A 24,706-nucleotide genomic window follows, 5' to 3' on the forward strand; every position below is an offset into this window, starting at 1 on the left:
AATTATTCGCTCGCGGTCAGGGTGTCCTCAGGTTTCGCCCGGCGCGTAAAACGCAGGCGCAGTCTGTCGAAGAAGAGGTAGACCACCGGCGTGGTATAGAGCGTCAGCAACTGGCTCATCACCAGACCGCCGACAATCGTAATCCCGAGCGGCTGGCGCAATTCCGCGCCGTCGCCGCTTGCAATCATGAGCGGCAGCGCGCCGAACAGCGCTGCCAGCGTCGTCATCATGATCGGACGAAAACGCAGCAGGCAGGCCTGGAAAATGGCGTCGCGGGCGCTGAGCTGGCCGTTGCGCTGGGCCTCCAGCGCGAAGTCCACCATCATTATCGCGTTCTTCTTCACGATACCAATCAATAGCATAATACCGATAAGCGCGATAAGGCTAAACGGGGCGTCAAACGCCTCCAGCGCCAGCAGCGCGCCGACGCCCGCCGACGGCAGCGTGGAGAGAATGGTCAGCGGATGCACGTAGCTCTCATACAAAATCCCCAGCACGATATAAACCGTGGCGATAGCCGCGAGGATTAAGATCACCTGCGAATTCATCGTCTCCTGGAAAACCTGCGCCGTACCCGCGAAGCTGCCGCGCACCGACGACGGCACCCCAAGCGAGGTCATCGTGCGGGTGATGGCGTCGCTGGCCTCCGAGAGCGACACGCCGGTCGGCAGGTTAAACGCGATGGTGGACGCCGCCGACAGCCCCTGATGGTTAACCGACAGCGGCGCGTTGGCGGGCCGCCATGACGCAAACCACGAGAGCGGAATCGGCTTACCTTCGCTGTTCATGACGAACATCTGATCCAGCGCGCTGATATCCTGCGTATACCGCGGGTCGACTTCCATCACCACTTTGTACTGATTAAGCGGCTGATAGATGGTCGAAATCTGGCGCTGCCCGAAAGCGTTGTTCAGCAGGCTATTGGCATCCTGCACGCTGATGCCCAGACGCGCCATTGATTCGCGGTCATACACCAGGCTCATTTCCGCGCCGTTGTCCTGTTGATCGGAGTTCACATCCGCGAGCTGCGGCAGCTTAGCGAGCGCCTGGCGGATTTTGGGCTCCCATTCGCGCAGCGCCGCCAGATCGTCTGACAACAGCGTGTACTGATAGCTGGCGTTCGACTGCCGCCCGCCGACGCGGATATCCTGCACCGCCATTAAAAACAGGCTGGCCCCCGGCTCGCGCGCGAGTTTTTTGCGCAGCCGGTCAATGACCTGCTGGGCGCTTTCGGTGCGCTCGCCGAGCGGTTTAAGCGAGATAAACATCATGCCGCTGTTCACCCGCGAGCCGCCGGTAAAGCCGGTGACGTTATCCACCGCCGGATCTTCGCGAATAATTTTCATGAAATCCTGTAATTTGCCGCGCATCGCCTGGAAAGAGATGCTCTGGTCGGCCTGAATGCCGCCCATCAGCCGCCCGGTGTCCTGCTCCGGGAAAAAAGTTTTGGGAATAGAAACATAGAGCCAGACGTTCAGCGCGATGGTGGCCAGCAGCACCAGCCCGACCAGCCGGGCGTGGTTCAGTACCCAGCCGAGCGAGCGGGCGTAACCGCCCTGCAGCGCCAGCAACAGGCGGTTCACGCCGACGCGACGGCGCGTCTCTTCACGCGGTTTGGTCTTCAGCAGCCAGCCGCACATCATCGGTGTAAGCGTCAGTGACACCACCAGCGAAATCCCAATGGCGACCGAGAGCGTCACGGCGAATTCCCGGAACAGCCGCCCCGGCAGCCCGCCCATCAGTAGCAGCGGCAGAAAGACCGCCACCAGCGACAGGCTCATGGAAAGTACCGTAAAGCCCACTTCACGCACGCCCTGGAGCGCTGCCTGAAGCGGTTTCATGCCCGCCTCCAGATGGCGCGAGATATTCTCCAGCACCACGATGGCGTCATCGACCACAAAACCGGTAGCGATGGTGAGCGCCATCAGCGAGAGGTTATTGAGGCTGAAGCCGCACAGATACATGGCGGCGAAGGTGCCGATAAGCGATACCGGCACCGCGACGGCGGGGATAAGCGTCGCGCGTCCGGAGCGCAGAAACAGGAACACCACCAGAATCACCAGACCGACGGAAATCGCCAGCGACTGCTCCACTTCCGCCAGCGACGCGCGAATGGTCGGCGAGCGGTCCTGCGCGATCTGCATATCAATGGCGGCGGGAATGGTGTCACGCAGCTCCGGCAGCGCGGCGCGGATCCTGTCCACGGTCTCGATAATATTGGCTTCCGGGAGCTTGCGGATCATCAGCAAAATGGCCGGTTTGGCGTTGGTCATGCCCGCGTTGCGCACGTCCTGCACCGAATCGGTAACGGTCGCCACATCGCGCAGGTGCACCGCCGCGCCGTTATTGTAATGAATGATCAGCGGCTCATATTCGGCGGCGGTTTTGAGTTCATCGTTGGTCTGCAGCTGCCAGCGGCGCTGCGTGTCTTCTATCGCCCCCTGCGGACGACGCACGTTGGCGTTGCTGATGGCGCTGCGCACCGTATCCAGCGAGACGCCCTGGTTAAACAACGCCTGCGGATTGAGCGCCACCCTGACGGCCGGCAGCGAGCTGCCGCCCACATCGACATCCCCCACGCCGTCAATCTGTGCGATGGTCTGGGCAAGCTGCGTTGAGGCGTAGTCGTAAAGCTCGCCCTGGGAGAAGGTATCCGAGGTGAGCGTCAGGATCATGATCGGCGCATCGGACGGGTTCGCTTTGCGGTACGTCGGACGCGAGGGCATCCCGCTCGGCAGCAGGCTCTGCGCGGCGTTGATCGCCGCCTGCACGTCGCGCGCCGCGCCGTTGATATCGCGATCGAAATTAAACTCCAGAATGATGCGCGTACTGCCAAGCGAGCTGGTGGAGGTCATCTCGTTGACGCCTGCGATGCGCCCGAGCGAGCGTTCAAGCGGCGTTGCGACCGACGACGCCATGGTTTCCGGCGACGCGCCCGGCAGCGAGGCGCTTATCATGATCACCGGGAAATCGACCTGCGGCAGCGGGGCCACCGGCAGCAGCCGGAAGCCAAGCACGCCGCAGAGCGTTACGGCGATGGAAAGCAGAATCGTCGCCACCGGGCGGTAGATAAAGAGCGCGTAAAACTTCACTTACGCCTCCTTATCACGCGCGGGCAGACGGCGGCGAACAGCGTGACCAAGGCGGTCGAACAGCAGGTAAATCACTGGCGTGGTAAAGAGCGTCAGCACCTGGCTTACCAGCAGGCCGCCGACCATGCCGATGCCGAGCGGTCGGCGCAGCTCCGCGCCGACGCCGGTACTGAGCATCAGCGGCAGCGCGCCGAGGAGCGCGGCGAGCGTGGTCATCAGGATAGGCCGAAAACGCAGCAGGCATGCCTGATAAATAGCCTCGCGCGGCGTCATGCCCTGTTCGCGCTCGGCGGCCAGCGCAAAGTCGATCATCATGATGGCGTTTTTCTTGACGATGCCTATCAGCAGAATAATGCCGATGATGGCGATAACGTCCAGCTCGGCACCGGCGATAAGCAACGCCAGCAGCGCGCCGACGCCCGCGGTGGGCAGCGTCGAGAGAATGGTAATCGGGTGGATAAAGCTCTCATACAGCACGCCGAGCACGATATACATCGCCACCACTGACGCCACAATCAACCAGATAGTGCTGCCAAGCGCCGCCTGGAAAGCGAGCGTGCTGCCCTGGAACTGGGTGGTTATCTCGGACGGAAAGGCGAGATCCGCCTCCGCCTGGGTGATGGCCGCAACCGCGTCGCCGAGCGAATGCTCCTCCGGCACGTTGAAGGAGATCGTCGTCGACGGGAACTGGTCGAGATGGTTAATCGTGAGCGGACCGAAGCGCTGCTCGACTTTCGCAATGGCGTTGAGCGGCACCGTGCCGCCGTCGCTGCTGGTCAGTCGAATGCCGTCAAGCGCCGACAGGCCCGGCGTGGCGGCGGTGTCGTGCTCCAGCACCACCCGGTACTGGTTGGCCTGAGTGTAAATGGTGGAGATGAGCCGCTGGCCGAAGGCGTTATAGAGCGCGTTATCGACATCGCTCATGCTGATGCCCAGCCGACTGGCGCTGGCGCGATCCACATTCACGTAAGCCACGAGGCCCTTGTCCTGCCAGTCGCTGCTGACATCCGCGAGTTGCGGCAGCGTTTGCAGGCGCGCCACCAGTTTCGGCACCCAGGTGCTGAGCGCCTCCAGCGAATTGGCCTGCAGGGTAAACTGGTACTGCGTGCGGCTCACCTGGGTGTCGATGGTGAGATCCTGAATCGGTTGCAGATACAGCGTTGCCCCTGGCACGCGGCTCGCGGCCTCCTGGAGACGCGTAATGACCGTCTGCACGCGGTCGTCACGGTCATCGAGCGGTTTTAAGTTGATTTGCAGCCGCGCGCTGTTCAGCGACGGGTTGGTGCCGTCGACGCCGACAAACGAGGTGAGGCTCTCCACCGCCGGATCTTTCAGAATGATATCCGCCACCGCGCGCTGGCGTTCAGCCATGCTGGCGAACGACACCGACTGCGGCGCCTGCAACGTGCCCTGGATGATGCCGTTGTCCTGCACCGGGAAAAAGCCTTTCGGGATGACAATCCACAGCAGCACCGTCAGCGCCAGCGTGCCGAACGCGACGCCGAGCGTCAGCCACGGATGGTTGAGTACGCGCTTCAGGAGCTGGCCGTAGCGGGCAATGACACGGTTAATGACGCGCTCTGAGGCGCGCGAGAAGCGGTTCTGTTTGCGCAGCGATTCATGGCTTAACATGCGCGCGCACATCATCGGCGTCAGCGTCAGCGACACCACGGCCGAGATCAAAATCGCCACCGCCAGCGTCACCGCGAATTCGCGGAACAGACGGCCCACGATATCGCCCATAAACAGCAGCGGGATCAGCACGGCGATAAGCGAAAAGGTCAGGGAGATAATGGTAAAGCCTATCTCGCCTGCGCCCTTGAGCGCGGCCGCCAGCGGCTTTTCGCCTTTCTCGATATAGCGTGAGATGTTTTCAATCACTACGATGGCGTCATCCACCACAAACCCGGTGGCGATGGTCAGCGCCATCAGCGTCAGGTTATTGATGGAGAAATCGAGGAACACCATGAGCGCGAAGGTGCCCACCAGCGACAGCGGCACCGCCACCGCCGGGATAATGGTCGCCGGAATATTGCGCAGGAACAGGTAGATAATCATCACCACCAGCGCTATCGCCAGCATCAGCTCAAACTGCGTGTCGTTGACCGAGGCGCTGATATTCGTGGTGCGATCCGTCAGCACTTTCACCTGCACCGATTTCGGCAGGCTTTCCGTAAGCTGCGGCAGCAGTTTCTGAATGGTTTCGGCGGTGGTGATGATGTTGGCGCCCGGCTGGCGCTGGACGTTCATCACAATCGCAGGCTGTTTATTGGCCCATGCGCCAAGCCAGGCGTTCTCCGCCCCTTGCTCGACCGTCGCCACGTCGCCAAGCCGCACCGGCGCGCCGTTCTTATAGGCGATGATCAGGTTGCGGTACTCGTCGGCGGATTTCATCTGATCGTTCGCGGAGAGCGTCACTGCGCGCTCCGGGCCGTCGAAACTGCCCTTCGCCGAGTTGACGTTCGCGCCGGTAATGGCGGTGCGCACCGTTTCGCTGTCAATGCCCAGCGACGCCAGCGCCTGCGCGTTAAGCTTCACCCGCACCGCCGGACGCTGCCCGCCGGAGAGCGTCACCAGCCCCACGCCGGTCACCTGCGAGATACGCTGCGCGACGCGGGTTTCCACCATATCTTCCACCTGTGTCATCGGCAACGCCGACGAGGTGACCGCAAGCGTCATAATCGGCGGGTCCGCCGGGTTCACTTTGCTGTAGACCGGCGGGTTAGGGAGATCGTCCGGCAGCAGGTTGGTGGCGGCGTTAATGGCGGCCTGCACCTCCTGTTCGGCGACATCCAGCGGCAGCGTTAGCTGAAACTGCAACGTCACCACCGAGGCACCGCCCGCGCTTTGCGAGGCCATCTGCTTTAAGCCCGACATCTGGCCGAACTGGCGCTCCAGCGGCGCGGTAATGGCGGAGGTCACGACATCCGGGCTGGCGCCGGGGTAGAGCGTCACCACCTGAATCGTCGGGTAGTCCACTTCCGGCAGGGCGGAGACCGGCAAAAAGCGATAGCCGATGATCCCGGCAAGCAGGATAGCCACCATCAGCAGCGTGGTGGCGACGGGGCGCAGAATAAACAGGCGGGACGGGCCGCCGGTGGCGCTCGGAGGTAACACCTGCATCAGGAACGCGCTCCTTTGGCCGCGCGGGCGCTGTCGGTCGGGGCGCGCTCGCCGCGTTCAGGCTTCGCGGCCTCCGCCGCCGTTTGCGCTTCTACCACATCCACTTTCGCGCCTTCGGTCAGGCGGTCAATGCCGTCCGTCACCACGCGATCGCCGGCGGAGAGGCCCGCGGTGATGACCACGCTTTCGCTGTTCTGAATGCCGGTGGTGACGGTGTGTTTGCTCACTTTATTGTCATCGTTGAGCACCCAGACGAAGTGGCCTTCGTTACCCATCTGCAACGCGGCGGTGGGGATCACGACCGCGTTCTGCTGGGTATCAATCAGCATACGGGCGTTAACGAACTGGTTCGGGAACAGCGCGTCATCTTCATTGGCGAAGCGCGCCTTGAGCTTGATGGTGCCGGTCGTGGCGTCAATCTGGTTATCAAGGCTTAACAACTCGCCGGTGCTGAGCTTTGTGCTGTTGGTGCGATCCCAGGCTTCCACCGTCAGGGTTTTCCCGGCCTTCTGCGCCTGCATTACGGCGGCGATATCGCTCTCCGGCAGGGTAAAGACAAGATCGATAGGGTGCGTCTGGGTCAGCACCACGATGCCGGTGGTGTCGCCGCTGGAAATCTGGTTGCCGATATCCACCTGTTTTAAGCCGACGCGCCCGTCAATCGGCGCGGTGATGCGGCTCCAGTCGAGTTGTAACTGCGCGCTGGCGACGGCGGCTTCATCGGCTTTCAGCGTGCCTTCGCTTTCACTGACCAGCGCCTGCTGGGCATCCAGCTCCTGGCGGGAGACCAGATTCGTCTTGCCAAGCTGCTGATAGCGCGCCAGATCGCGGCGGGCATTGGCGAGCGTGGCGCGGTCTTTGGCAAGCTGTCCCTGCGCCTGGGCGAGCGCCACTTTAAACTGGCTCGGGTCGATTTCCGCGAGCAGATCGCCCGCTTTCACCTGCTGGCCTTCTTTAAAGTGAATCGCCATCAGCTGACCGTCCACGCGGCTGCGCACCGTCACGGTATTCGCGGCGGTGATAGTCCCAAGGCCGGTGAGATAGCGTGGCACTGCCTCGCTGCGCGCGGTGGCGGCCTGCACCGGGGCGGGGGCGCCGCCCATGCGCATCGCGGCGCGACCGCCCGCGTGCTGTGCTTTGCCTGAAGAAGCCTCTGTTGCGGCGTAACGCCAGTAGAGGAGGGCGGCCAACGCCACGACAACAATACCGGCGATGACCCACCGGCGCTTTTTAACCGTGCTTTTCATAAGCAGTACGTCTTCTTTTCCTGAAACGATTAGGCGTAATGATACAAGTTTAGTGAGCCTTCACAGCGGAAAGATGGAGGAAATATGAAACACCGTTTAGAAGTGTCTGAATCGCGCACGTTTTACGAGACGTCTCGCAGCGCTGGTATCCGTCTCTGGCAGAGCTTTAAAACCGCTTTTAAAGTATGGTTTTATCTGTGGATATAAACTATAGTTTATGAGGGATGGTTATGGCATGGACGGTGATCATGTGTCCGGAATTCGCCACATGGTATGAAAGGCAAGATCGCGCAGTGCAAAAACGGCTTTCAGCGTATCTGATGCATTTAAGCCAGCTGGGGCCAACACTTGGACGTCCGCTGGTCGATACGTTAAAGACTTCGCGCTACGGTCAACTGAAAGAGTTGCGCGCGCAGTTTCAGGGAAGAGCGTGGCGTATCTTGTTTGCCTTCGATCCCGATCGCCGTGCGGTTTTACTGTGCGGCGGCAATAAAACCGGGAATAAACGTTTTTATTCCATTTATATCAGGCTGGCGGAAGCCCGTTTTTATCGGCACCTGCTGGCGCTAAGGAGCGAGAGATGAAAACACTGGATGATGTGCTGGCAGGGTATTCCGCAGAAGAGTATGCCGACGTGTTGCGCATGGCTGACGAAATCGCGCTGGAGCACGGCCTGCCGCGCATTCGCGAAGAGAGGGCGTTTTCGCAGCAGCAGCTGGCGGAGATAATGGGCGTAACGCAGCCCGCTATCGCCGCCATTGAGCAGCGCGGCAAGGAAATCAAACTGCTGACGCTCAAGCGCTATGTCGAAGCGCTGGGCGGCAAGCTCTCTTTGCTGGTTGAGCTGCCCGAAGGCAGCAAAGTGATCCCGGTATGACGGCGCTTGTTACTGAAACACCACCTGCGCCCAGCGAGCAAGACCGGCGGTGACGGAGCCGAAATCGTCGCCGCCCTGTACCGGAATGCCCGGCAGTTGCGTTTGCAGCGCCTCGCGGATCAGCGGTGAACGCGCGCTGCCGCCGGTCAGATAAATCACGTCGGGGCGTTCATTGCTTGCCGCAAGCGCCAGCGTGACCTGCTCAAGAATACGCTGTAGCGGCGGGTTAAGCGCCAGCGCGAGCGCCTGCTGGGTGATTTCCTGGCTCAGTTGCGCCTCGATAAACGGCAGCGCGGTCTGGCACAGCGGAGCCTGCGAAAGCGCGATTTTGCTCTCTTCCGCCGCGCGCACCAGCCGGTAGCTCAGACGCTGCCGCCACACTTTTTGCAGCAGCGCCACTTTTTGCGGCTCGCGGGCGTCGCGCGCTAAATCCGCCAGCAGGCGTCCACAGGCGGCGCTGTAAAAATCGCTCTGCGCCGGAACATCGTTGATAGCGCAGGCGTTCCACCATGGCAGCACCGGCAGCGCGGTGCCTTTTTCGGTTTCGCCGCCCATGCCAAGTAATGGCATCAGCTGTTTAAACGCCAGCGCGATATCCAGATCGTTACCGCCCACGCGACAGCCGCTGTGGCCGAGAAGGCTTTGATCGCGATCGCGACGGGCGCGCCACTGCGGGCCCATCAGCAGCAGCGAGCAGTCGGTGGTGCCGCCGCCGATATCCACAACCAGCACGCGCTGTTCTTCACGAAGCGTCGCTTCAAAATCGAGCCCGGCCGCGACCGGCTCATACTGAAACACCACATCGCGAAATCCGGCGCGGTGCGCCGCGCGCTCCAGAATGCCCTGCGCCTGACGGTTGGCCTCATCGCCGCCGAGCCCCTGGAAGTTGATCGGACGGCCAATCACCGCCTGGTCTATCTCCGCGTTCGCCTGCTGCTGCGCCGTCTGACGAATATGCACCATCATCGCGCAGACCAGATCTTCAAACAGCGCGACCTGCTGCGGCTTCAGCCCGCTGGCGCCGAGAAACGACTTCGGCGACTTCACGAACCAGACCTCTTCCGGATCGTCCATGTACTGGCGCAGCGCGCTCAGGCCGAACTGCACGCTGCCGGGCGTGACGTCGATGCTCTCTTCGCGGTTATAGCTCACCGCGCGACGCAGCAGCGCCTGCGTTTCCGCGCCGCTCGCCTCGACATTCTGATGACGATAAAGCCATTCGCTTATCGCCTCGCGCACCGGCGCGCCAATCATGGACGGCAGCAGCGTCGAGCCCTGCTCAAGCGGCAGCATCTGCGGTACGCCGTCGCGCATGACGGCCACAGAGCAGTTGGCGGTGCCGTAGTCAAAACCGATAAACATTCACATATTCCCCATGCCGTGAAGAAGGGGGGCGACTTTAGCGAAATGTCGCGTCGGCGGCAAATGGAATAACCGCGCAAGGCAAAAAAAGGCCGTAGCGATTAAGCTTTAGAAATCATCAACAAAGGAGACGCCATGTTTACGCTTCGCTATCAGCCACCTTACGACTGGCCATGGATGTTACGTTTTCTCAGCGACCGTGCCGTGGCGGGCATTGAAGAGGTGAGCGAAAGCCGCTACCGGCGCACGCTGGCTATCGGCGTGCATCAGGGCTGGTTTAGCGTCACGCCGCATCCGGCGCGCGCGACGCTGACGCTCGACATGAGCGACGGCCTGCTGCCGGTGGCGGAAGCGGTGCAGGCGCGCGTGGTGCGGCTGTTCGATCTGGATTTCGACCCGACGCCAATGCTGGAGACGCTCGGGCCGCTCGCCGCCAGCAGGCCAGGGTTGCGGTTACCGGGTTCGGTGGATGTGTTTGAGCAGGGCGTGCGCGCGATTCTCGGGCAGCTGGTGAGCGTGGCGATGGCGGCGAAGCTGACCGGCAAAGTAGTGCAGGCGGTGGGCGCGCCGCTTGAGGATGGAACCGGCTGGCGCTTTCCGACGCCTGAAGAGATGGCGCGCGCTGAGCCTGCGACGCTCAAAGCGCTCGGGATGCCGTTGATGCGCGCCGGGGCGCTTATCCGGCTCGCCCATGAACATCTGGCCGGGCGGTTTCCGCTCACCTGCCCGGAGGATGTGGCGGCTGGCGTGAAAGCGCTGACGCAACTGCCGGGGATCGGTCCCTGGACGGCGAATTATTTCGCGATGCGCGGCTGGCAGGCGCCGGATATCTTTCTGCCGGACGACTATCTGATTAAGCAGCGTTTCGCGCCGATGACGCCCGCGCAGATCCGCCGCTATGCCGCGCGCTGGCAGCCGTGGCGCACCTACGCGCTTTTACACATCTGGTACGCTCAGGACTGGCAGACGCCGCTTAGTGAATAGCGAAATAGCTGGTGGCGAGGCGCGCGGTCAGCGCCTGCGTCTGGGCCACCGTTTCGCCGTAAACCAGATCGATGCCCACACTCGCGAGCGTTTCCAGCAACGACTGCTGGTCGGCGGGGCCCGCGATGGTTTGCAGGCCGAGGCGGCGCGCATTGCCCATCACAATCGTCAGCAGCATTTCGTCCATCAGGCTCGCATGGGCGTCGGTCACCAGGTCGCTTGCCACCATGATGTAATCGGCGCAGGCGGCAGAGAAATGTTCAAACACTTCCAGCTCGCGGCCGATGTGGCTCAGCACGACCCGGCAACCCGCTTCACGCAGGCGCGCCAGATGGCGGCGCGCCGTCGCGGCATCCTGCATTAACACCTCGCTGTTGATAATCAGATGCAGCAGGCGCGGCGGCAGCGGGCTGGCGGCAAGCTGCGCCAGCAGCGCATCGAGGCGCTGGGCGTTTAACAGCGTCGCAGCGGAGAGGGTCAGCGCCACGCCGACGCCCTTGCGCGCCACATTCGCGGCGTGATCGCGAAAGAAATCGGTCATCATGCGGGTGTCCAGCGCCTGTATCAGCTCCGGATCGGTCAGCCCCGCGCGGAAGCTGTGCTCTTCTATCATTTCGCCTTCGCTGGTCCACAGGCGCAGCGACAGCAGCCAGAAACTGGCGCTTTCCGGCACGCGCGGCGAGGCGACCGGACGCACCATCAGCACATGATGGTGTTCGCTTATCATGCGCTGCTGCTCCTGGGCGGTCAGGGTGCCGCGGCCATTATGGAGCTGCTGCTGGTGCGGTTCGTAAACCGTCACCACGCCGCGCCCGGCGTTCTTCGAGGTGTAACAGGCGATATCCGCCTGCGACATCACTTCCTGCGCCTGGTTATTTGTCGCCTCGATAAGGGTAATCCCCGCGCTGGCGCCGATGCGGTGCAGACGGCTCTCCCAGACAAACGGGTATTCATTGATGGCCGCCACGATGCGCTCGCAGATGGTGCGGGCGTTCTCCAGGCTGCAATCCGGCAGCAGCAGGCCAAATTCATCGCCGCCAAGGCGCGCCAGCACGTCAGTCGTGCGCAGCATCCCCAGCATCAGCGACGCGAGTTCCCGCAGCAGCGCGTCGCCTGCCGCATGTCCGGCGGAATCGTTCACCGCTTTAAAACGATCGAGATCGATATAAACCAGCGCGTGGCGCTGATGGTTGTCGCTGACGCTTTGCAGCAGCCGCTTGAGATGGCTTTCAAAGCTTACGCGGTTGGCGAGATGGGTGAGGGCGTCGTGCGAGGCGCTGTAGCTCAGTTGGCGCAGCATTTTGCGCGATTCGGTAACGTCATGGATAACCAGCACCGAGCCGATATTTTCCCCTTCCAGCGTGCTGAGCGGCGTAATGGTGTAATGAATGTCGTAATTGCCGCCGCTGCGGCAGTGCAGCACCACATCCTGTTCAATACCGGTGCCGGCCTGCGAGGCTTCGCCGTTGTGAATATCGTTAAGCAGCGGACCGTTATCGCCAAACGTGATACGCAGAATCGCGAGGATTGGCTGGCCGATAGCCTCTTCCTGACGCCAGCCGCTCATTTTCTCGGCGACCGGGTTCATAAAGGTGACGTTCATATCGATATCGGTACAAATCACCGCTTCGCCGATAGAATCGAGCGTGATATGCAGCCGCTCTTTCTCCTGGAACAGCGCCTCGTTAAGCTGTTTCACCTCGGTCATGTCCATGTTCACGCCGAGCAGCCGCTCCACCTCGCCCTGTTTATTCAGCACGCGGTTGGCCAGCGCGCGAATGTGGCGCACGCCGTTTTTCACCTGAATGCGATATTCCATCTTAAACGGCACGCGCGCGCGCAGCGCCTCCTGGATGGTGGCTTCCGCCTGGGCGACATCTTCTTTCAGCAGCCGCGATTTCCAGAGCTGGTAGGTCGGGCGCGTGTGCGGCGGCACTTCGAAAAGCTCAAACATGCGCTGATCCCAGGCGAGCACGTCGGTGCCAAGTTCCCACTCCCAGATGCCGATGCCGCCTGCTTCGTTGGCGAGCGTAATACGCTCCATCAGACGTTTGTTCACCCACTCGGTGCGCTTGAGATCGGTAATATCCTCCACCTGGGCGATAAAGTAGAGCGGCGAGCCGTCGCGCTGGCGCACGATAGAGACCGCCAGCAGCGCCCATACCACATCGCCCGCGCGGGTGTAGTAGCGCTTCTCCATCGAGTAGTTATTCATCTCGCCGTTCAGCAGCTTCTCGACCTGCGCCATATCGGCATGCAGATCTTCCGGGTAGGTCATCTGCTGGAAGCTCATATTCGCGAGCTGCTCGGGCGTATAGCCAAGAAACGTACAGAGCGCTTTGTTAACCTGCAAGAAGCCGCCTTCTGTCGAGACCAGCGCCATGCCGATGGCGGAATATTCCATCGCGTTGCGAAAGCGCGTCTCGCTCTCGGTAATGAGCTTGCGCTCTTCCCTGGAGGCGTACATCACCATCGTCATCACGTTAGCGGGCAGCAGGATCATTAAAAAGGGCAGCCAGGGCGCATTGATCACTACGCCTTCATGCGGCAAATCAAGCAGCGTCGGGTTAGTGGCGATAACAAAAGAGACCATCATGACGGTGGCGAGAAAGACCGTGAACGCCTCCAGCCGCGGCAGGCGGATGGCGCTCCACATCAGCAGCACAATCACGAAGGTGAAGGGCCACGGCATATAGTGCAGCGCCAGCCAGCTGCACAGCAGCGTGACGCAGAGGGTCGCCAGGCTTTCGGCCAACAGGCGCGGGCTGCGATGACGCAGCAGGTAGCGCGCTTTAAACAGCAGCCCGAGCGGCACCAGCGCGAGCGCGCCGATGGTTTCCGATAAGATCCACACCAGCGCCAGGCGCAGCGTGACGTGGACATCGCTGATGGCCGTCAGGAGCAGTGCCCCCACCAGCGGCGGCACCACGGCGCTGGCGAACGCCAGCCGAATCCAGTTATTGAGATTTTTAAGCGGGTTGTACCAGGGCAGCAGTTTGCGCAGTAGCGTTGCGCCCAGCAGCGCTTCGATAATATTGATAACGGTATAAGAGAGCTCAAGGTGCGCGGCCGGGAACAGCGTCAGGCTCGCCAGCACCGTGCCCGCGCCGCAGACCAGCGCAATCGGCGCCCACAGGCGCAGGGCGTGACGAAAGAACGCCACCATCATAATGGAGGTCGGGAACCACAGCGGGGCCAGAAGCGTGTCGAATAGCGTCAGCTCAAGCGAAAAGAGCGTAAAAATGTAGGTCAGTAAGCCCAGGCTTACTAAGCGCAGCAGAGGATGCGGCGTGGCCGCCAGCTCCTGCTTGTTCTTTTTTTTGATCATTACCACATAATCCGCATAGGCATTGCCGTCAGGTGCAATACCCGGACGCATCAGGAAAAATGTTTCGGTTATGCTAGTACAAACAATTTACAATTCCTATGGCGTCTGCTCATAAATTAACTGCGGTGAATAATAAAAAGCGCGCCGGAGAGCCTGCGCCTCGCTTAATGCCTGTTTACACGGCGAAAAACACCGCTTTTCACCTGCCACAGACGACAGAATTTGCGCACTTATTCTCACGATTGCAGCATCGACTGGTATCAATTTCGTGAAATCCCTATAATTGCCGCGTCTGGCGCGACGGCGTCACCCTTCCTTTTCTCTTTATTATGTAAACCAGGTCGCTAATTTATGACTGACAAGTCCCATCAATGCGTCATCATCGGCATCGCCGGCGCATCGGCTTCAGGTAAAAGCCTTATCGCAAGTACCCTCTATCGGGAGCTGCGTGAGCAGGTCGGTGATGAACACATTGGTGTTATTCCAGAAGACAGCTATTACAAGGATCAAAGTCATCTGTCCATGGAGGAGCGGGTTAAAACCAATTATGACCATCCGAACGCGATGGATCACAACCTGCTGTTTCAACACCTGCAAATGCTGAAAGCAGGTAAACCCATCGAGCTGCCGGTTTACAGCTACGTGGAGCACACGCGTACCGCGCAAACGGTACATATCGAACCGAAAAAGGTGATTATTCTGGAAGGGATCCTGCTGCTCACCGACGCGCGTCTGCGCGAAGAGATGAATTTCTCGATTTTCGTCGATACCCCGCTGGATATCTGCCTGATGCGCCGCATTAAGCGTGACGTCAACGAGCGCGGCCGTTCTATGGACTCTGTGATGACGCAGTATCAGAAAACGGTGCGCCCGATGTTCCTGCAATTTATCGATCCTTCCAAGCAGTACGCCGACATCATCGTGCCGCGCGGAGGCAAGAACCGCATCGCTATCGATATTCTCAAGGCGAAAATCAGCCAGTTCTTTGAATAAGCTGCGTTTTGCGTGTACCGTTCCAGAAGTTACCCTCAGGCTTTCGGCGTTTGCCGGAAGCCTGAACACATCAGGAGAGTGTAATGCGTCTTTGTGACCGAGATATTGAAGCCTGGCTGGATGAAGGCCGACTGGCGATTACCCCGCGTCCGCCGGTGGAGCGCATTAACGGCGCCACGGTGGATGTGCGTCTTGGCAATAAATTCCGCACCTTCCGCGGCCATACCGCCGCGTTTATCGATTTAAGCGGCCCGAAAGATGAAGTGAGCGCGGCGCTCGATCGCGTCATGAGCGACGAAATCGTGCTGAACGACGGCGAGGCGTTTTACCTCCATCCGGGCGAGCTGGCGCTGGCGGTGACCTATGAGTCCGTCACGCTGCCGGCCGATCTGGTCGGCTGGCTCGACGGACGTTCGTCGCTGGCGCGGCTCGGGCTGATGGTGCACGTCACCGCGCACCGTATCGATCCGGGCTGGCAGGGCTGTATTGTGCTGGAGTTCTATAATTCAGGTAAGTTGCCCCTGGCGTTGCGCCCTGGCATGTTGATTGGCGCGCTGAGCTTCGAGCCGCTTTCCGGCCCGGCAGAGCGTCCTTACAACCGCCGTCAGGATGCGAAATATCGCGATCAGCAGGGTGCTGTCGCCAGCCGTATAGACAAAGACTAAGCGCCCGCGGGCCGGTCTGCAGAGGATGCCATGAGACGAGTTCTGACCACGCTGATGATCTTACTGGTGGTGTTTTTCGCCGGTCTCTCCGCGCTGGTGATGCTGGTAAATCCCAACGATTTTCGCAGTTACATGATAAGCCAGGTCGAGCGGCGCAGCGGGTATCAGCTGAAGCTTGATGGCCCGCTGCGCTGGCACGTCTGGCCGCAGCTCAGCATTCTCTCGGGCCGGATGAGCCTTACCGCGCCCGGCGCCAGCCAGCCGCTGGTCAGCGCCGATAACATGCGTCTGGATGTGGCGCTGTTTCCGCTGCTCTCGCACCAGCTCGCTGTGCGTCAGGTGATGCTGAAAGGCGCGGTGGTGCAGCTCACGCCCCAGAGCGAGGCGCGGCACGAACCGGGCGCGCCGGTCGGGCCGAAAAACAGCGCGCCGCCGGTAGAAGATACCCGCGGCTGGTCGTTCGACATCGCCCGTCTTAAAGTGGCCGACAGCGTGCTGGTGTTCCAGCATAAAGATGATGAACAGGTCACCGTTCGCAACATTAATTTGCAAATGGAGCAGAACGAGTACCACGATGCGCAGCTTGAGCTGAGTGGCAAAGTCAGCCGCGATCAGCGCGATCTGACGCTCTCGCTCACTGCCGCGCTGAACGCCGCCGACTATCCGCAAACCCTGAGCGCCACGGTGTCGCAGCTCTCCTGGCAACTGCACGGCGCCGATCTTCCCCGTGACGGCATCACAGGCGAAGGCACGTTCCAGGCACGCTGGCTTGAGGGCGACAAGCGCCTGGAATTCAGCGCGCTCAACCTTAAAGCCAACGACAGCCAGCTTGCCGGGCAGGGGAGCGTGACGCTTGGCGACACGCCGGCCTGGGATCTCGATCTGCATTTCAGCGCGCTGGATCTGGAAAAACTGCTCGCGCCGGACCCGGCCACCACTACCGCCGTCGCCCAGCAGGGCCAGCAGAGCGCGTTGCCGCGCCCGGTGATTGCCGCTGAAGTGGACCAGGCGCCGTATGTGGGGCTGCGTGGTTTTAACGCCAGCGCCCGTATTCAGGCCGACAGCGTACGCTGGCGTGGGCTGACCTTCAGCAACGTCAATACGCAGATGCGCAATCAGGCGGGGCTGCTGACGCTTAGCGCGCTGACCGGCAAACTCGGCGCGGGCGAACTGTCGCTGCCGGGAAGGCTTGACGCGCGCGATGATGTCCCGGACGCGCGTTTTACGGTCAACGCGAAAGATATTGAAGTGGGCGAGATCCTGCGCGCCTTTAATTACCCTATCGCGCTGACCGGCAAAATGAGCGTTGACGGTAAGTTTCAGGGCGATCGCATCGACGCCCAGGCGTTTCGTGAAAACTGGGAAGGCGAGGCGACGCTTGCGCTTAAAGGCAGCCGCATGGAAGGGCTGAATTTCCAGCAGCTTATCCAGCAGGCGGTAGAACGCAGCGGCGGTGGGGTGAGCGCGCGCGAAGATTTCGACAACGCCACCACGCTCGACAGTTTCACCACGCACGCGACGCTGGATCACGGCGAGCTGACGCTTGACGAGATGCAGGGGCAGTCTTCACTGCTGGCCTTAAGCGGGGAGGGCACGCTCGATCTGGTGCGCGAGCAGTGCGACACGCGCTTTAAAGTACAGGTGACCGACGGCTGGAAAGGCGACGATAAACTGGTGCAGTGGCTTAAAGCCACGCCGGTGCCACTGCGCGTCTACGGTTCGTGGAAGGCGCTTAACTACAGTTTGCAGGTCGATCAGCTGTTGCGTAAGCATCTGCAGGATGAAGCCAAACGTCGGCTGAGCGACTGGAGCGAGCGCCATAAAGGCAGCAACGACGCGCAGGATGTGAAAAAACTGCTCGATAAGCTGTAATCTCCACCACACAAAAAAGCGGCCCTGGCGGCCGCTTTTTTTATGGCGTTACGCCGCGTCGTCGGTCGGCGTTTCCTGCGGCACAGCCTGCGAGGTGATTCGCACTTTCTGAATGCGATGCTGTTCCACCGCGAGCGTGGTGAGCCGGTAATGTCCCACCTGGACCGTTTCGCCCACGCCCGGAATGCGTTGCAGATACTCCATCATCAGCCCGGCGAGCGTGTGGTACTCCCGCTTCTCGTCAAGCGGCAGCGGAACATACTGAATCAAGTCTTCCAGCGGCATATGGCCGTTGGCGGTCCAGCTACCGTCGGCGTTTTTCTGAATGTCGTGGCGCGCGTCAATCTCTTCCACTTCGTTTGGCAGATTACCGGCGATGGTTTCCATCACGTCGCTCAGCGTCACCACCCCCTCCACCGAGCCAAACTCATCGACCACAAACGCAAAGTGAGTGCGGGCGTTGCGAAACTGCTCCAGCGCTTTTAACAGCGGCAACCCTTCCGGGAACACCAGTGGCTGGCGCACCAGCGCGCGCAGATCGAGCGGCTCGCCGCGCAGCGACTGTTGCAGCAAGTCGATGATATGCACCACGCCGAGCAGTGCGTCCTCGTCTTCGTCACTGCGGATAACCACGCGGGTATGCTGATTGCGCTCAAGCAGGGCGCGTACCTGCGCCTCTGGCGCGTTGATATCGATATGCTCGACGTCGTGACGGGAGGTCATAATGCTATTGACGGTGCGCTGGTTAAGGTTCAGCACGCGTTCAATCATCCGTTGTTCCTGCGGATTGAACAGGGGATGGTTGTCGTAATCGGCGAGCAGCGACGCCGTCTGCGGGTCGAGATCGGCGTCTTCTTTCTTACCGCTGATAAGCCGCATTACGGCTTCCGTGGTGCGCTGGCGCAGCGTCTGATTGGCGGTGGAGAGAAAACGGCGGCGGTTGAAAATTGCGAGCTGGTTGAGGGCTTCGATAATAATAGAAAAGCCAATGGCCGCGTAGAGATAGCCTTTAGGAATATGGAAGCCGAAGCCGTCGGCAATCAGGCTGAAGCCTATCATCAGCAAAAAGCTGAGACAGAGGATAACAATCGTCGGGTGATGATTCACAAAGCGTGTCAGCGCCTTGCTTGCCATCAGCATCAGGGAGACGGCGATAATTACCGCCGCCATCATGACCGCCAGGTGATCCACCATGCCGACCGCGGTGATGACCGAATCTAGCGAGAAGACCGCATCGAGGATAACAATCTGCGCCACCACGGCCCAGAATTTCGCGCCGCGCCGCTGCGTCGGGTTTTCCGTATCTTTGCCTTCGAGCCGCTCGTTAAGTTCCACGGTCGCTTTAAACAGCAGAAACAGGCCGCCCAGCAGCATAATTAAATCGCGGGCGCTGAAGCTGAAGCTTTTGATGGTTAACAGCGGTGTGGTGAGGGTCACCAGCCACGAGACGGAGGCCAGCAGGCCGAGACGCATCACCATCGCCAGTATCAGGCCGGTAACGCGCGCGCGGTCGCGCTGGGCGGGGGGCAGTTTTTCAGCCAGGATGGCGATAAACACCAGGTTGTCGATTCCGAGCACCAGCTCCAGCACGATAAGCGTGGCCAGACCTGCCCAGATCGAGGGGTCGGCAATCCATTCCATATGGGGTCAGTTACCTTTTAAGATAAATAGCAGTCTGATGATCCTGGATAAATCGCGCTTAAATTGCAACGCGAGGCAGAATTATCTTAACGGCGAAGAGTGGCGGGAAATTAACCAAACGTGGCAAATAAAAGCTAATAAGTAGCCAGATGCCATATTTTGGTCATAATGAAAAAGAATGAAATAATAATATTACCCGGATATATCTTAATTATAATGTCTGCGTAGTTTATACGCCCCTGCCTGTCAACATGAAGAAAATCCTAAAAGTAATAAAATGGGCTGTTCATATTATTCTTAAAAACAGCCCTGCAACGGTGCGTTAACTTGCCTGCCAAAACTTTAGCTGCAACAATCCACTCAGCATTTCTTATTCCCACCGGCACACAAGGATTTTTCTTTGTGCGTTCTGGATGAGCAGTGCGCCAGCGTAATGAACCGTCTCTTGCAATAAGATAAATCCAATTGGAAGAGGCTCCACAGGGGTGTGTCAATATAACCGTCTGTTTTTGCAGTAGATTGGTAACTGAAAGCCAAGGGCGGTAGCGTGCCTGAAGTCTGTCAATTAGCCTCAATTATTCTGTCAATAGTATATGGGTAAATAAGCGACTTTTAGGAATGATTCCAGTTATATTCTGGCGCCTGACGCCGCATTCTTGATGCAGGAACAAGCGGTACGGTGGCTTATTTAAAGGGTCAGAATAATTACTCTGCCAAAGTGATAAAAATTCAATGATGAAATCCAGACTGAAATTGATGCCTTTATTGGTGTCTGTAACCTTGATGAGCGGTTGCACTGTTTTTCCCGGCAGCAATATGTCTACGATGGGAAAGGACGTGATCAAGCAACAGGATGCAGACTTTGATCTTGACCGGATGGTGAACGTATATCCGCTGACGCCGCGACTGGTAGAACAATTACGTCCTCGTCCGAACGTGGCTCAGCCGAATATGTCTCTCGACCAGGAGATTGCCAACTACCAGTATCGTGTAGGGCCGGGCGACGTACTCAACGTCACCGTCTGGGATCACCCGGAACTCACCACGCCTGCGGGCCAGTACCGCAGCTCCAGCGACACCGGTAACTGGGTGCAGCCGGACGGCACCATGTTCTATCCCTACATTGGTAAGGTCCACGTTGTTGGCAAAACCCTCGCTGAAATCCGCAGCGATATTACCGGCCGTTTAGCGCAGTACATCGCTGACCCGCAGGTGGACGTTAATATCGCCGCATTCCGTTCGCAAAAAGCCTATATCTCAGGGCAGGTGGCGAAATCGGGCCAGCAGGCCATCACCAACGTGCCGCTGACCGTGCTGGATGCCATCAACGCCGCAGGCGGTCTGACGGACGCCGCTGACTGGCGCAACGTCGTGCTGACCCATAACGGTCAGGAGCGCCGCATCTCCCTGCAGGCGCTGATGCAGAACGGCGATCTGAGCCAGAACCATCTGCTTTATCCGGGCGATATCTTATTCGTTCCGCGTAATGACGATCTGAAAGTCTTCGTGATGGGCGAAGTGAAGAAACAGAGCACGCTCAAAATGGACTTCAGTGGTATGACGCTGACCGAAGCGCTCGGCCAGGCTGAAGGTATCGATCTGACGACGTCTAACGCGAGCGGCATCTTTGTTATCCGTCCTCTGCGCGGCGACACCCAGCGCGGCGGCAAGATTGCCAACATTTACCAGCTTGATATGTCCGATGCGACTTCGCTCATTATGGCGACGGAATTCCGTCTGCAACCGTATGACGTGGTCTATGTCACCACCGCACCGGTGGCGCGCTGGAACCGTCTTATCAACCAGTTGCTGCCGACCATCAGTGGCGTCCGTTACATGACGGATACAGCAAACGACATTCACAAGTGGTAACGCCTATGTTTAACAAAATACTTGTGGTTTGCGTGGGGAACATCTGTCGTTCCCCTACCGCGGAGCGATTGCTTAAACGCCATCTGCCGGACGTGACGGTCGCGTCCGCAGGCCTTGGGGCGCTGGTCGGGAAGGGGGCAGACGCCAGCGCGGTGAGCGTGGCGGCCGCGCACGACCTCTCTCTGGAGGGCCATGAGGCCCGCCAGTTAACCAGCGCGATGTGCCGCGAGTACGACTTAATCCTCGCCATGGAAAAGCGTCATGTCTCCTCGATTTGCGACATGGCGCCGGAGATGCGCGGCAAAGTGATGCTGTTTGGTCACTGGGACGACCAGCGCGATATTCCCGACCCGTATCGTAAAAGCCGGGACGCCTTTGAGGCGGTTTACGCACTTCTGGATCACTCTGCCCGCCAGTGGGCGCAGGCACTGAAAACGCAGCAGGGATAACGATGACTGATAAAGTGAGACATTCTGCCGCCCCGGTGGAGGGCGGCGACGAGATAGATATTGGACGCCTGGTCGGCACTGTGGTGGAAGCACGCTGGTGGGTGCTTGGCATTACGGCGCTGTTTGCGCTGGGCGCGCTGATTTATGTCATGTTCGCCACTCCCATCTACAGCGCCGACGCGCTGGTGCAAATCGAGCAGAATCAGGGCAACTCCCTGGTGCAGGACATCAGCACGGCGCTGCAAAACAAGCCGCCCGCGTCGGATGCGGAAATTCAGCTGATCCAGTCCCGTCTGGTGCTCGGCAAAACCGTCGACGATCTTGATCTCGACATCGCCGTTCAGAAAAAGACGTTCCCCCTGTTTGGTTCGGGCTGGGAACGCCTGATGGGCCGCGCCGACGAGACCATTAAAGTGACCACTTTCGATCTGCCGAAAGGCATGGCGGAGGATGAGTTCACGGTCGCGGTGCTGGGCCCGAAACAGTATCAGCTCACCAGCAGCGGCGGTTTTAGCGCCCGCGGCGAAGTGGGTAAACCGCTGAGCAAAGACGGCGTGAAAATGATGGTGGACGAGATTCACGCACAGGAAGGCAGTGAATTTACCGTCACCAAATACTCCACGCTCGGCATGATCAATCAGCTGCAAAACAACCTGACGGTCACCGAAACGGGTAAAGACACCGGCGTGCTGAGCCTGACGTATATGGGCGAAGATCGCGATCAGATCCGCGATATTCTTAACAGCATCACCCGTAATTACCTTGAGCAGAATATCGAGCGTAAATCGGAAGAAGCGGCCAAAAGCCTGGCGTTTCTCGCCAAACAGCTTCCGGAAGTGCGCTCGAATCTGGATATCGCCGAGAACAAACTCAACGCGTATCGCCAGCAGCAGGATTCTGTCGACCTGCCGCTGGAGGCCAAAGCGGTGCTGGACTCAATGGTGAACATTGACGCTCAGCTCAACGAGCTGACGTTCAAAGAGGCGGAAATCTCCAAGCTCTACACCAAAGCGCACCCGGCGTATCGCACGCTGCTGGAAAAACGCCAGGCGCTGGAAGATGAAAAGGCGAAGCTGAATAACCGCGTCACCGCGATGCCGAAAACCCAGCAGGAGATCGTCCGTCTGACCCGTGATGTGGAATCGGGCCAGCAGGTGTACATGCAGCTGCTGAACAAACAGCAGGAGCTGAAAATCACCGAGGCGAGCACCGTGGGCGATGTGCGTATCGTCGACCCGGCTATCACTCAACCGGGCGTGGTGAAGCCGAAGAAAGCGCTGATCGTGCTTGGCAGCATTATTCTCGGCCTGCTGCTCTCCATCGTGATTGTGCTGCTGCGCTCGCTGTTTAACCGCGGTATCGAAAGCCCGCTGGCGCTGGAAGAGGCGGGAATCAACGTCTACGCCAGTATCCCGCTCTCTGAATGGCAGAAATCGCGCGACAGCGTGAAGACCGTCAAAGGGGTTAAACGCTTCAAACAGAGCCAGCTGCTGGCGGTGGGCAACCCGACGGATCTCGCCATCGAGGCTATCCGCAGCCTGCGCACCAGTCTGCACTTCGCCATGATGCAGGCGCCGAACAACGTCCTGATGCTGACCGGTGTAAGCCCGTCTATCGGTAAAACGTTTGTCTGCGCCAACCTGGCGGCGGTGATCAGCCAGACCCACAAACGCGTGCTGCTGATCGACTGCGATATGCGTAAGGGCTACACCCACGAGCTGCTTGGCACGACTAACGTCAACGGACTCTCTGACGTGCTGTCAGGGCAGGGCGATATCAGCCGCTGCGCGCAGAAAACCTCTGTGCCGGGCTTTGACCTGGTGCCGCGCGGTCAGGTGCCGCCGAACCCGTCTGAGCTGCTGATGAGCGAACGTTTCGCGGAGCTGGTGAAATGGGCGAGCGCGAACTACGACATGGTGCTTATCGATACGCCGCCGATTCTGGCCGTCACCGATGCCGCCGTCGTCGGCCGCCACGCCGGCACCACGCTGATGGTCGCGCGCTATGCGGTCAACACGCTTAAAGAAGTACAGACCAGCCTGAGCCGCTTCGAGCAGAACGGCATTGAAGTCCGGGGGGTTATCCTTAACTCCATCTTCCGTCGCGCTTCCGGCTACCAGGACTACGGCTACTACGAGTACGAGTACAAATCGGACCACAAGTAGCGGCGTCCCTCCCCACCTCGCCCTCCCGCTCCCTGCGGGAGGGTAAGCAACCCCAACGGCAGGCTTATTTTCTTCCTCTTTTCTGAGGAGGAGGGCGGGGGTGAGGGCAATGAACACGGCGCAGCCTTAAGCGGCTACGCCCTTGCGGCAACGTGCATAACATCCATTAAGCATTCGGAGAAACCACAATGACCAGCACCGCGCGCCCCTTAGTGTCTGTTTACATGCCGACGTGGAACCGCCAGCAACTGGCTATCCGGGCGATCAATTCCGTGCTGCGCCAGGACTACGACAACTGGGAACTTATCATTGTCGACGACTGCTCCAGCAACTGGGAGCAGCTGCAAAACTTCGTTCTGGCGCTTAACGATCCGCGCGTCAGCTACACGCGCAATGATTTTAACTCCGGCGCGTGCGCGGTGCGCAACCAGGCCATTCTGCAGGCGAAGGGCGATTTCATTACCGGCATCGACGATGACGACGAATGGATGCCGAACCGGCTGTCCGTTTTCCTTTCGCACAAAGAGAAGCTTAATCAGCACGCGTTTCTCTACGCCAACGACTATCTGTGCGAAGGCCAGGTTTACTCGCAGCCGACCAGCCTGCCGCTCTACCCGAAATCGCCGTGGTCGCTGAAGTTGTTCTTTAAGCGCAACATCGTCGGCAACCAGGTGTTCACCTGGGCGTGGCGTTTCAAAGAGTCGCTGTTTGATAACGAGCTTGCCGCCGCGCAGGACTACGACATGTTCCTGCGCATGGTCGTGACCTACGGCGAGCCGTGGAAAGTGGAAGACGCGACGCAAATTCTGCATATCAACCACGGTGAAATGCAGATAACCAAATCGGCGAAAAAGTTTGCCGGTTATTTCCACTTCTACCGTAAACACAAAGATAAATTCGACCGCGCCAGCAAAAAATATCAGCTGTTTACGCTCTATCAGATCCGTAATAAACGCATGAACTGGCGCACGCTGCTGACGCTTTTGTCGGTGCGTAATACCAAACGTCTGGCTGACAGCCTGCGGGGGAAATAATG

16 protein-coding genes are annotated in these 24,706 nt (G+C 59.5%); 10 read left to right on the forward strand and 6 right to left on the reverse strand.

What is annotated here, in order from left to right; all coding sequences use genetic code 11:
* Window positions 1-2: 2 nt before the first annotated feature.
* From mdtC to AACV31_RS01445, 3 genes are read right to left on the reverse strand one after another with little or no spacing between them, the layout of a single operon-like run.
* A complete protein-coding gene (mdtC, locus tag AACV31_RS01435) occupies window positions 3-3,092 on the reverse strand; it encodes a multidrug efflux RND transporter permease subunit MdtC (protein WP_105537719.1) in 3,090 nt (1,029 codons plus the stop codon).
* Entirely contained in the window at window positions 3,093-6,215 is a 3,123-nt protein-coding gene (locus AACV31_RS01440) for an MdtB/MuxB family multidrug efflux RND transporter permease subunit (RefSeq protein ID WP_165154711.1), read from the reverse strand. It abuts the gene before it with no gap.
* Window positions 6,215-7,462, reverse strand: a complete 1,248-nt coding sequence (locus AACV31_RS01445; protein WP_165154709.1) for an MdtA/MuxA family multidrug efflux RND transporter periplasmic adaptor subunit — start codon at window positions 7,460-7,462, stop codon at window positions 6,215-6,217. The genes AACV31_RS01440 and AACV31_RS01445 overlap by 1 nt, the downstream gene beginning before the upstream one ends.
* A gap of 230 nt (window positions 7,463-7,692) precedes the next feature.
* Between AACV31_RS01445 and AACV31_RS01450 the strand changes: the two genes are divergently transcribed.
* Complete coding sequence (locus AACV31_RS01450; protein WP_165154707.1) at window positions 7,693-8,046, forward strand: type II toxin-antitoxin system RelE/ParE family toxin; 354 nt, start codon at window positions 7,693-7,695, stop codon at window positions 8,044-8,046.
* Complete coding sequence (locus AACV31_RS01455) at window positions 8,043-8,339, forward strand: helix-turn-helix domain-containing protein (RefSeq protein WP_165154705.1); 297 nt, start codon at window positions 8,043-8,045, stop codon at window positions 8,337-8,339. Before AACV31_RS01450 ends, AACV31_RS01455 begins: the two co-directional genes overlap by 4 nt.
* A 9-nt stretch (window positions 8,340-8,348) precedes the next feature.
* Here the strand turns inward: AACV31_RS01455 and yegD are convergent, their stop codons facing one another.
* Entirely contained in the window at window positions 8,349-9,701 is a 1,353-nt protein-coding gene (gene yegD / locus AACV31_RS01460; protein ID WP_015741802.1) for a molecular chaperone, read from the reverse strand.
* Between the two features lie 135 nt (window positions 9,702-9,836).
* Here yegD and alkA point away from each other — a divergent pair, with 135 nt between their 5' ends.
* Entirely contained in the window at window positions 9,837-10,685 is an 849-nt protein-coding gene (alkA, locus tag AACV31_RS01465) for a DNA-3-methyladenine glycosylase 2 (RefSeq protein ID WP_165154703.1), read from the forward strand.
* Here the strand turns inward: alkA and AACV31_RS01470 are convergent.
* Window positions 10,675-14,064 carry a diguanylate cyclase gene (locus AACV31_RS01470; protein WP_165154701.1) on the reverse strand — a complete coding sequence of 1,130 codons (3,390 nt, stop codon included), beginning with the start codon at window positions 14,062-14,064 and terminating at the stop codon, window positions 10,675-10,677. The genes alkA and AACV31_RS01470 overlap by 11 nt on opposite strands.
* A 300-nt stretch (window positions 14,065-14,364) precedes the next feature.
* On the opposite strand from AACV31_RS01470, the gene udk reads away from it, so the two are divergent.
* The 3 genes from udk (at window position 14,365) to asmA (ending at window position 17,543) form a co-directional block, all read left to right on the forward strand.
* Window positions 14,365-15,006 (forward strand): uridine kinase, encoded by a 642-nt coding sequence (gene udk, locus AACV31_RS01475; RefSeq protein WP_004386755.1) that lies wholly within the window; start codon window positions 14,365-14,367, stop codon window positions 15,004-15,006.
* 83 nt (window positions 15,007-15,089) lie between these two features.
* Window positions 15,090-15,671 (forward strand): dCTP deaminase, encoded by a 582-nt coding sequence (gene dcd, locus AACV31_RS01480; RefSeq protein ID WP_007699522.1) that lies wholly within the window; start codon window positions 15,090-15,092, stop codon window positions 15,669-15,671.
* Window positions 15,672-15,701: 30 nt separating this feature from the next.
* On the forward strand, window positions 15,702-17,543 hold the full coding sequence (gene asmA / locus AACV31_RS01485) for an outer membrane assembly protein AsmA (RefSeq protein WP_165154700.1): 1,842 nt from the start codon (window positions 15,702-15,704) through the stop codon (window positions 17,541-17,543).
* A gap of 48 nt (window positions 17,544-17,591) precedes the next feature.
* Here the strand turns inward: asmA and AACV31_RS01490 are convergent, their stop codons facing one another.
* Window positions 17,592-19,184, reverse strand: coding sequence for a TerC family protein (locus AACV31_RS01490; RefSeq protein WP_165154698.1), 1,593 nt, complete (start codon window positions 19,182-19,184; stop codon window positions 17,592-17,594).
* Between the two features lie 732 nt (window positions 19,185-19,916).
* Between AACV31_RS01490 and AACV31_RS01495 the strand changes: the two genes are divergently transcribed.
* From AACV31_RS01495 to wcaA, 4 genes are all read left to right on the forward strand, one after another.
* Window positions 19,917-21,056: a polysaccharide export protein gene (locus tag AACV31_RS01495; protein ID WP_015741796.1), complete on the forward strand. Its 1,140-nt coding sequence runs from the start codon at window positions 19,917-19,919 to the stop codon at window positions 21,054-21,056.
* Between the two features lie 5 nt (window positions 21,057-21,061).
* Entirely contained in the window at window positions 21,062-21,505 is a 444-nt protein-coding gene (gene wzb / locus AACV31_RS01500; protein ID WP_015741795.1) for a low molecular weight protein-tyrosine-phosphatase Wzb, read from the forward strand.
* A gap of 2 nt (window positions 21,506-21,507) precedes the next feature.
* A complete protein-coding gene (wzc, locus tag AACV31_RS01505) occupies window positions 21,508-23,670 on the forward strand; it encodes a tyrosine-protein kinase Wzc (RefSeq protein ID WP_007769018.1) in 2,163 nt (720 codons plus the stop codon).
* Between the two features lie 188 nt (window positions 23,671-23,858).
* Window positions 23,859-24,704, forward strand: a complete 846-nt coding sequence (gene wcaA / locus AACV31_RS01510) for a colanic acid biosynthesis glycosyltransferase WcaA (RefSeq protein WP_075197304.1) — start codon at window positions 23,859-23,861, stop codon at window positions 24,702-24,704.
* The last annotated feature ends 2 nt before the right edge of the window (window positions 24,705-24,706 follow it).

Origin of the sequence: Cronobacter sp. EKM101R, assembly GCF_963888145.1 — a bacterium.
Lineage (GTDB): Bacteria > Pseudomonadota > Gammaproteobacteria > Enterobacterales > Enterobacteriaceae > Cronobacter > Cronobacter turicensis.

Coding starts and splice junctions, on each gene's coding strand:
- AACV31_RS01440 (WP_165154711.1), bottom strand. CDS start 6,215: ATGCAGGTGTTACCTCCGAGCGCCACCGGCGGCCCGTCCCGCCTGTTT.
- AACV31_RS01490 (WP_165154698.1), bottom strand. CDS start 19,184: ATGGAATGGATTGCCGACCCCTCGATCTGGGCAGGTCTGGCCACGCTT.
- alkA (WP_165154703.1), top strand. CDS start 9,837: ATGTTTACGCTTCGCTATCAGCCACCTTACGACTGGCCATGGATGTTA.
- udk (WP_004386755.1), top strand. CDS start 14,365: ATGACTGACAAGTCCCATCAATGCGTCATCATCGGCATCGCCGGCGCA.
- wcaA (WP_075197304.1), top strand. CDS start 23,859: ATGACCAGCACCGCGCGCCCCTTAGTGTCTGTTTACATGCCGACGTGG.
- AACV31_RS01445 (WP_165154709.1), bottom strand. CDS start 7,462: ATGAAAAGCACGGTTAAAAAGCGCCGGTGGGTCATCGCCGGTATTGTT.
- AACV31_RS01495 (WP_015741796.1), top strand. CDS start 19,917: ATGATGAAATCCAGACTGAAATTGATGCCTTTATTGGTGTCTGTAACC.
- AACV31_RS01455 (WP_165154705.1), top strand. CDS start 8,043: ATGAAAACACTGGATGATGTGCTGGCAGGGTATTCCGCAGAAGAGTAT.
- AACV31_RS01450 (WP_165154707.1), top strand. CDS start 7,693: ATGGCATGGACGGTGATCATGTGTCCGGAATTCGCCACATGGTATGAA.
- AACV31_RS01470 (WP_165154701.1), bottom strand. CDS start 14,064: ATGCGTCCGGGTATTGCACCTGACGGCAATGCCTATGCGGATTATGTG.
- yegD (WP_015741802.1), bottom strand. CDS start 9,701: ATGTTTATCGGTTTTGACTACGGCACCGCCAACTGCTCTGTGGCCGTC.
- wzb (WP_015741795.1), top strand. CDS start 21,062: ATGTTTAACAAAATACTTGTGGTTTGCGTGGGGAACATCTGTCGTTCC.
- dcd (WP_007699522.1), top strand. CDS start 15,090: ATGCGTCTTTGTGACCGAGATATTGAAGCCTGGCTGGATGAAGGCCGA.
- wzc (WP_007769018.1), top strand. CDS start 21,508: ATGACTGATAAAGTGAGACATTCTGCCGCCCCGGTGGAGGGCGGCGAC.
- asmA (WP_165154700.1), top strand. CDS start 15,702: ATGAGACGAGTTCTGACCACGCTGATGATCTTACTGGTGGTGTTTTTC.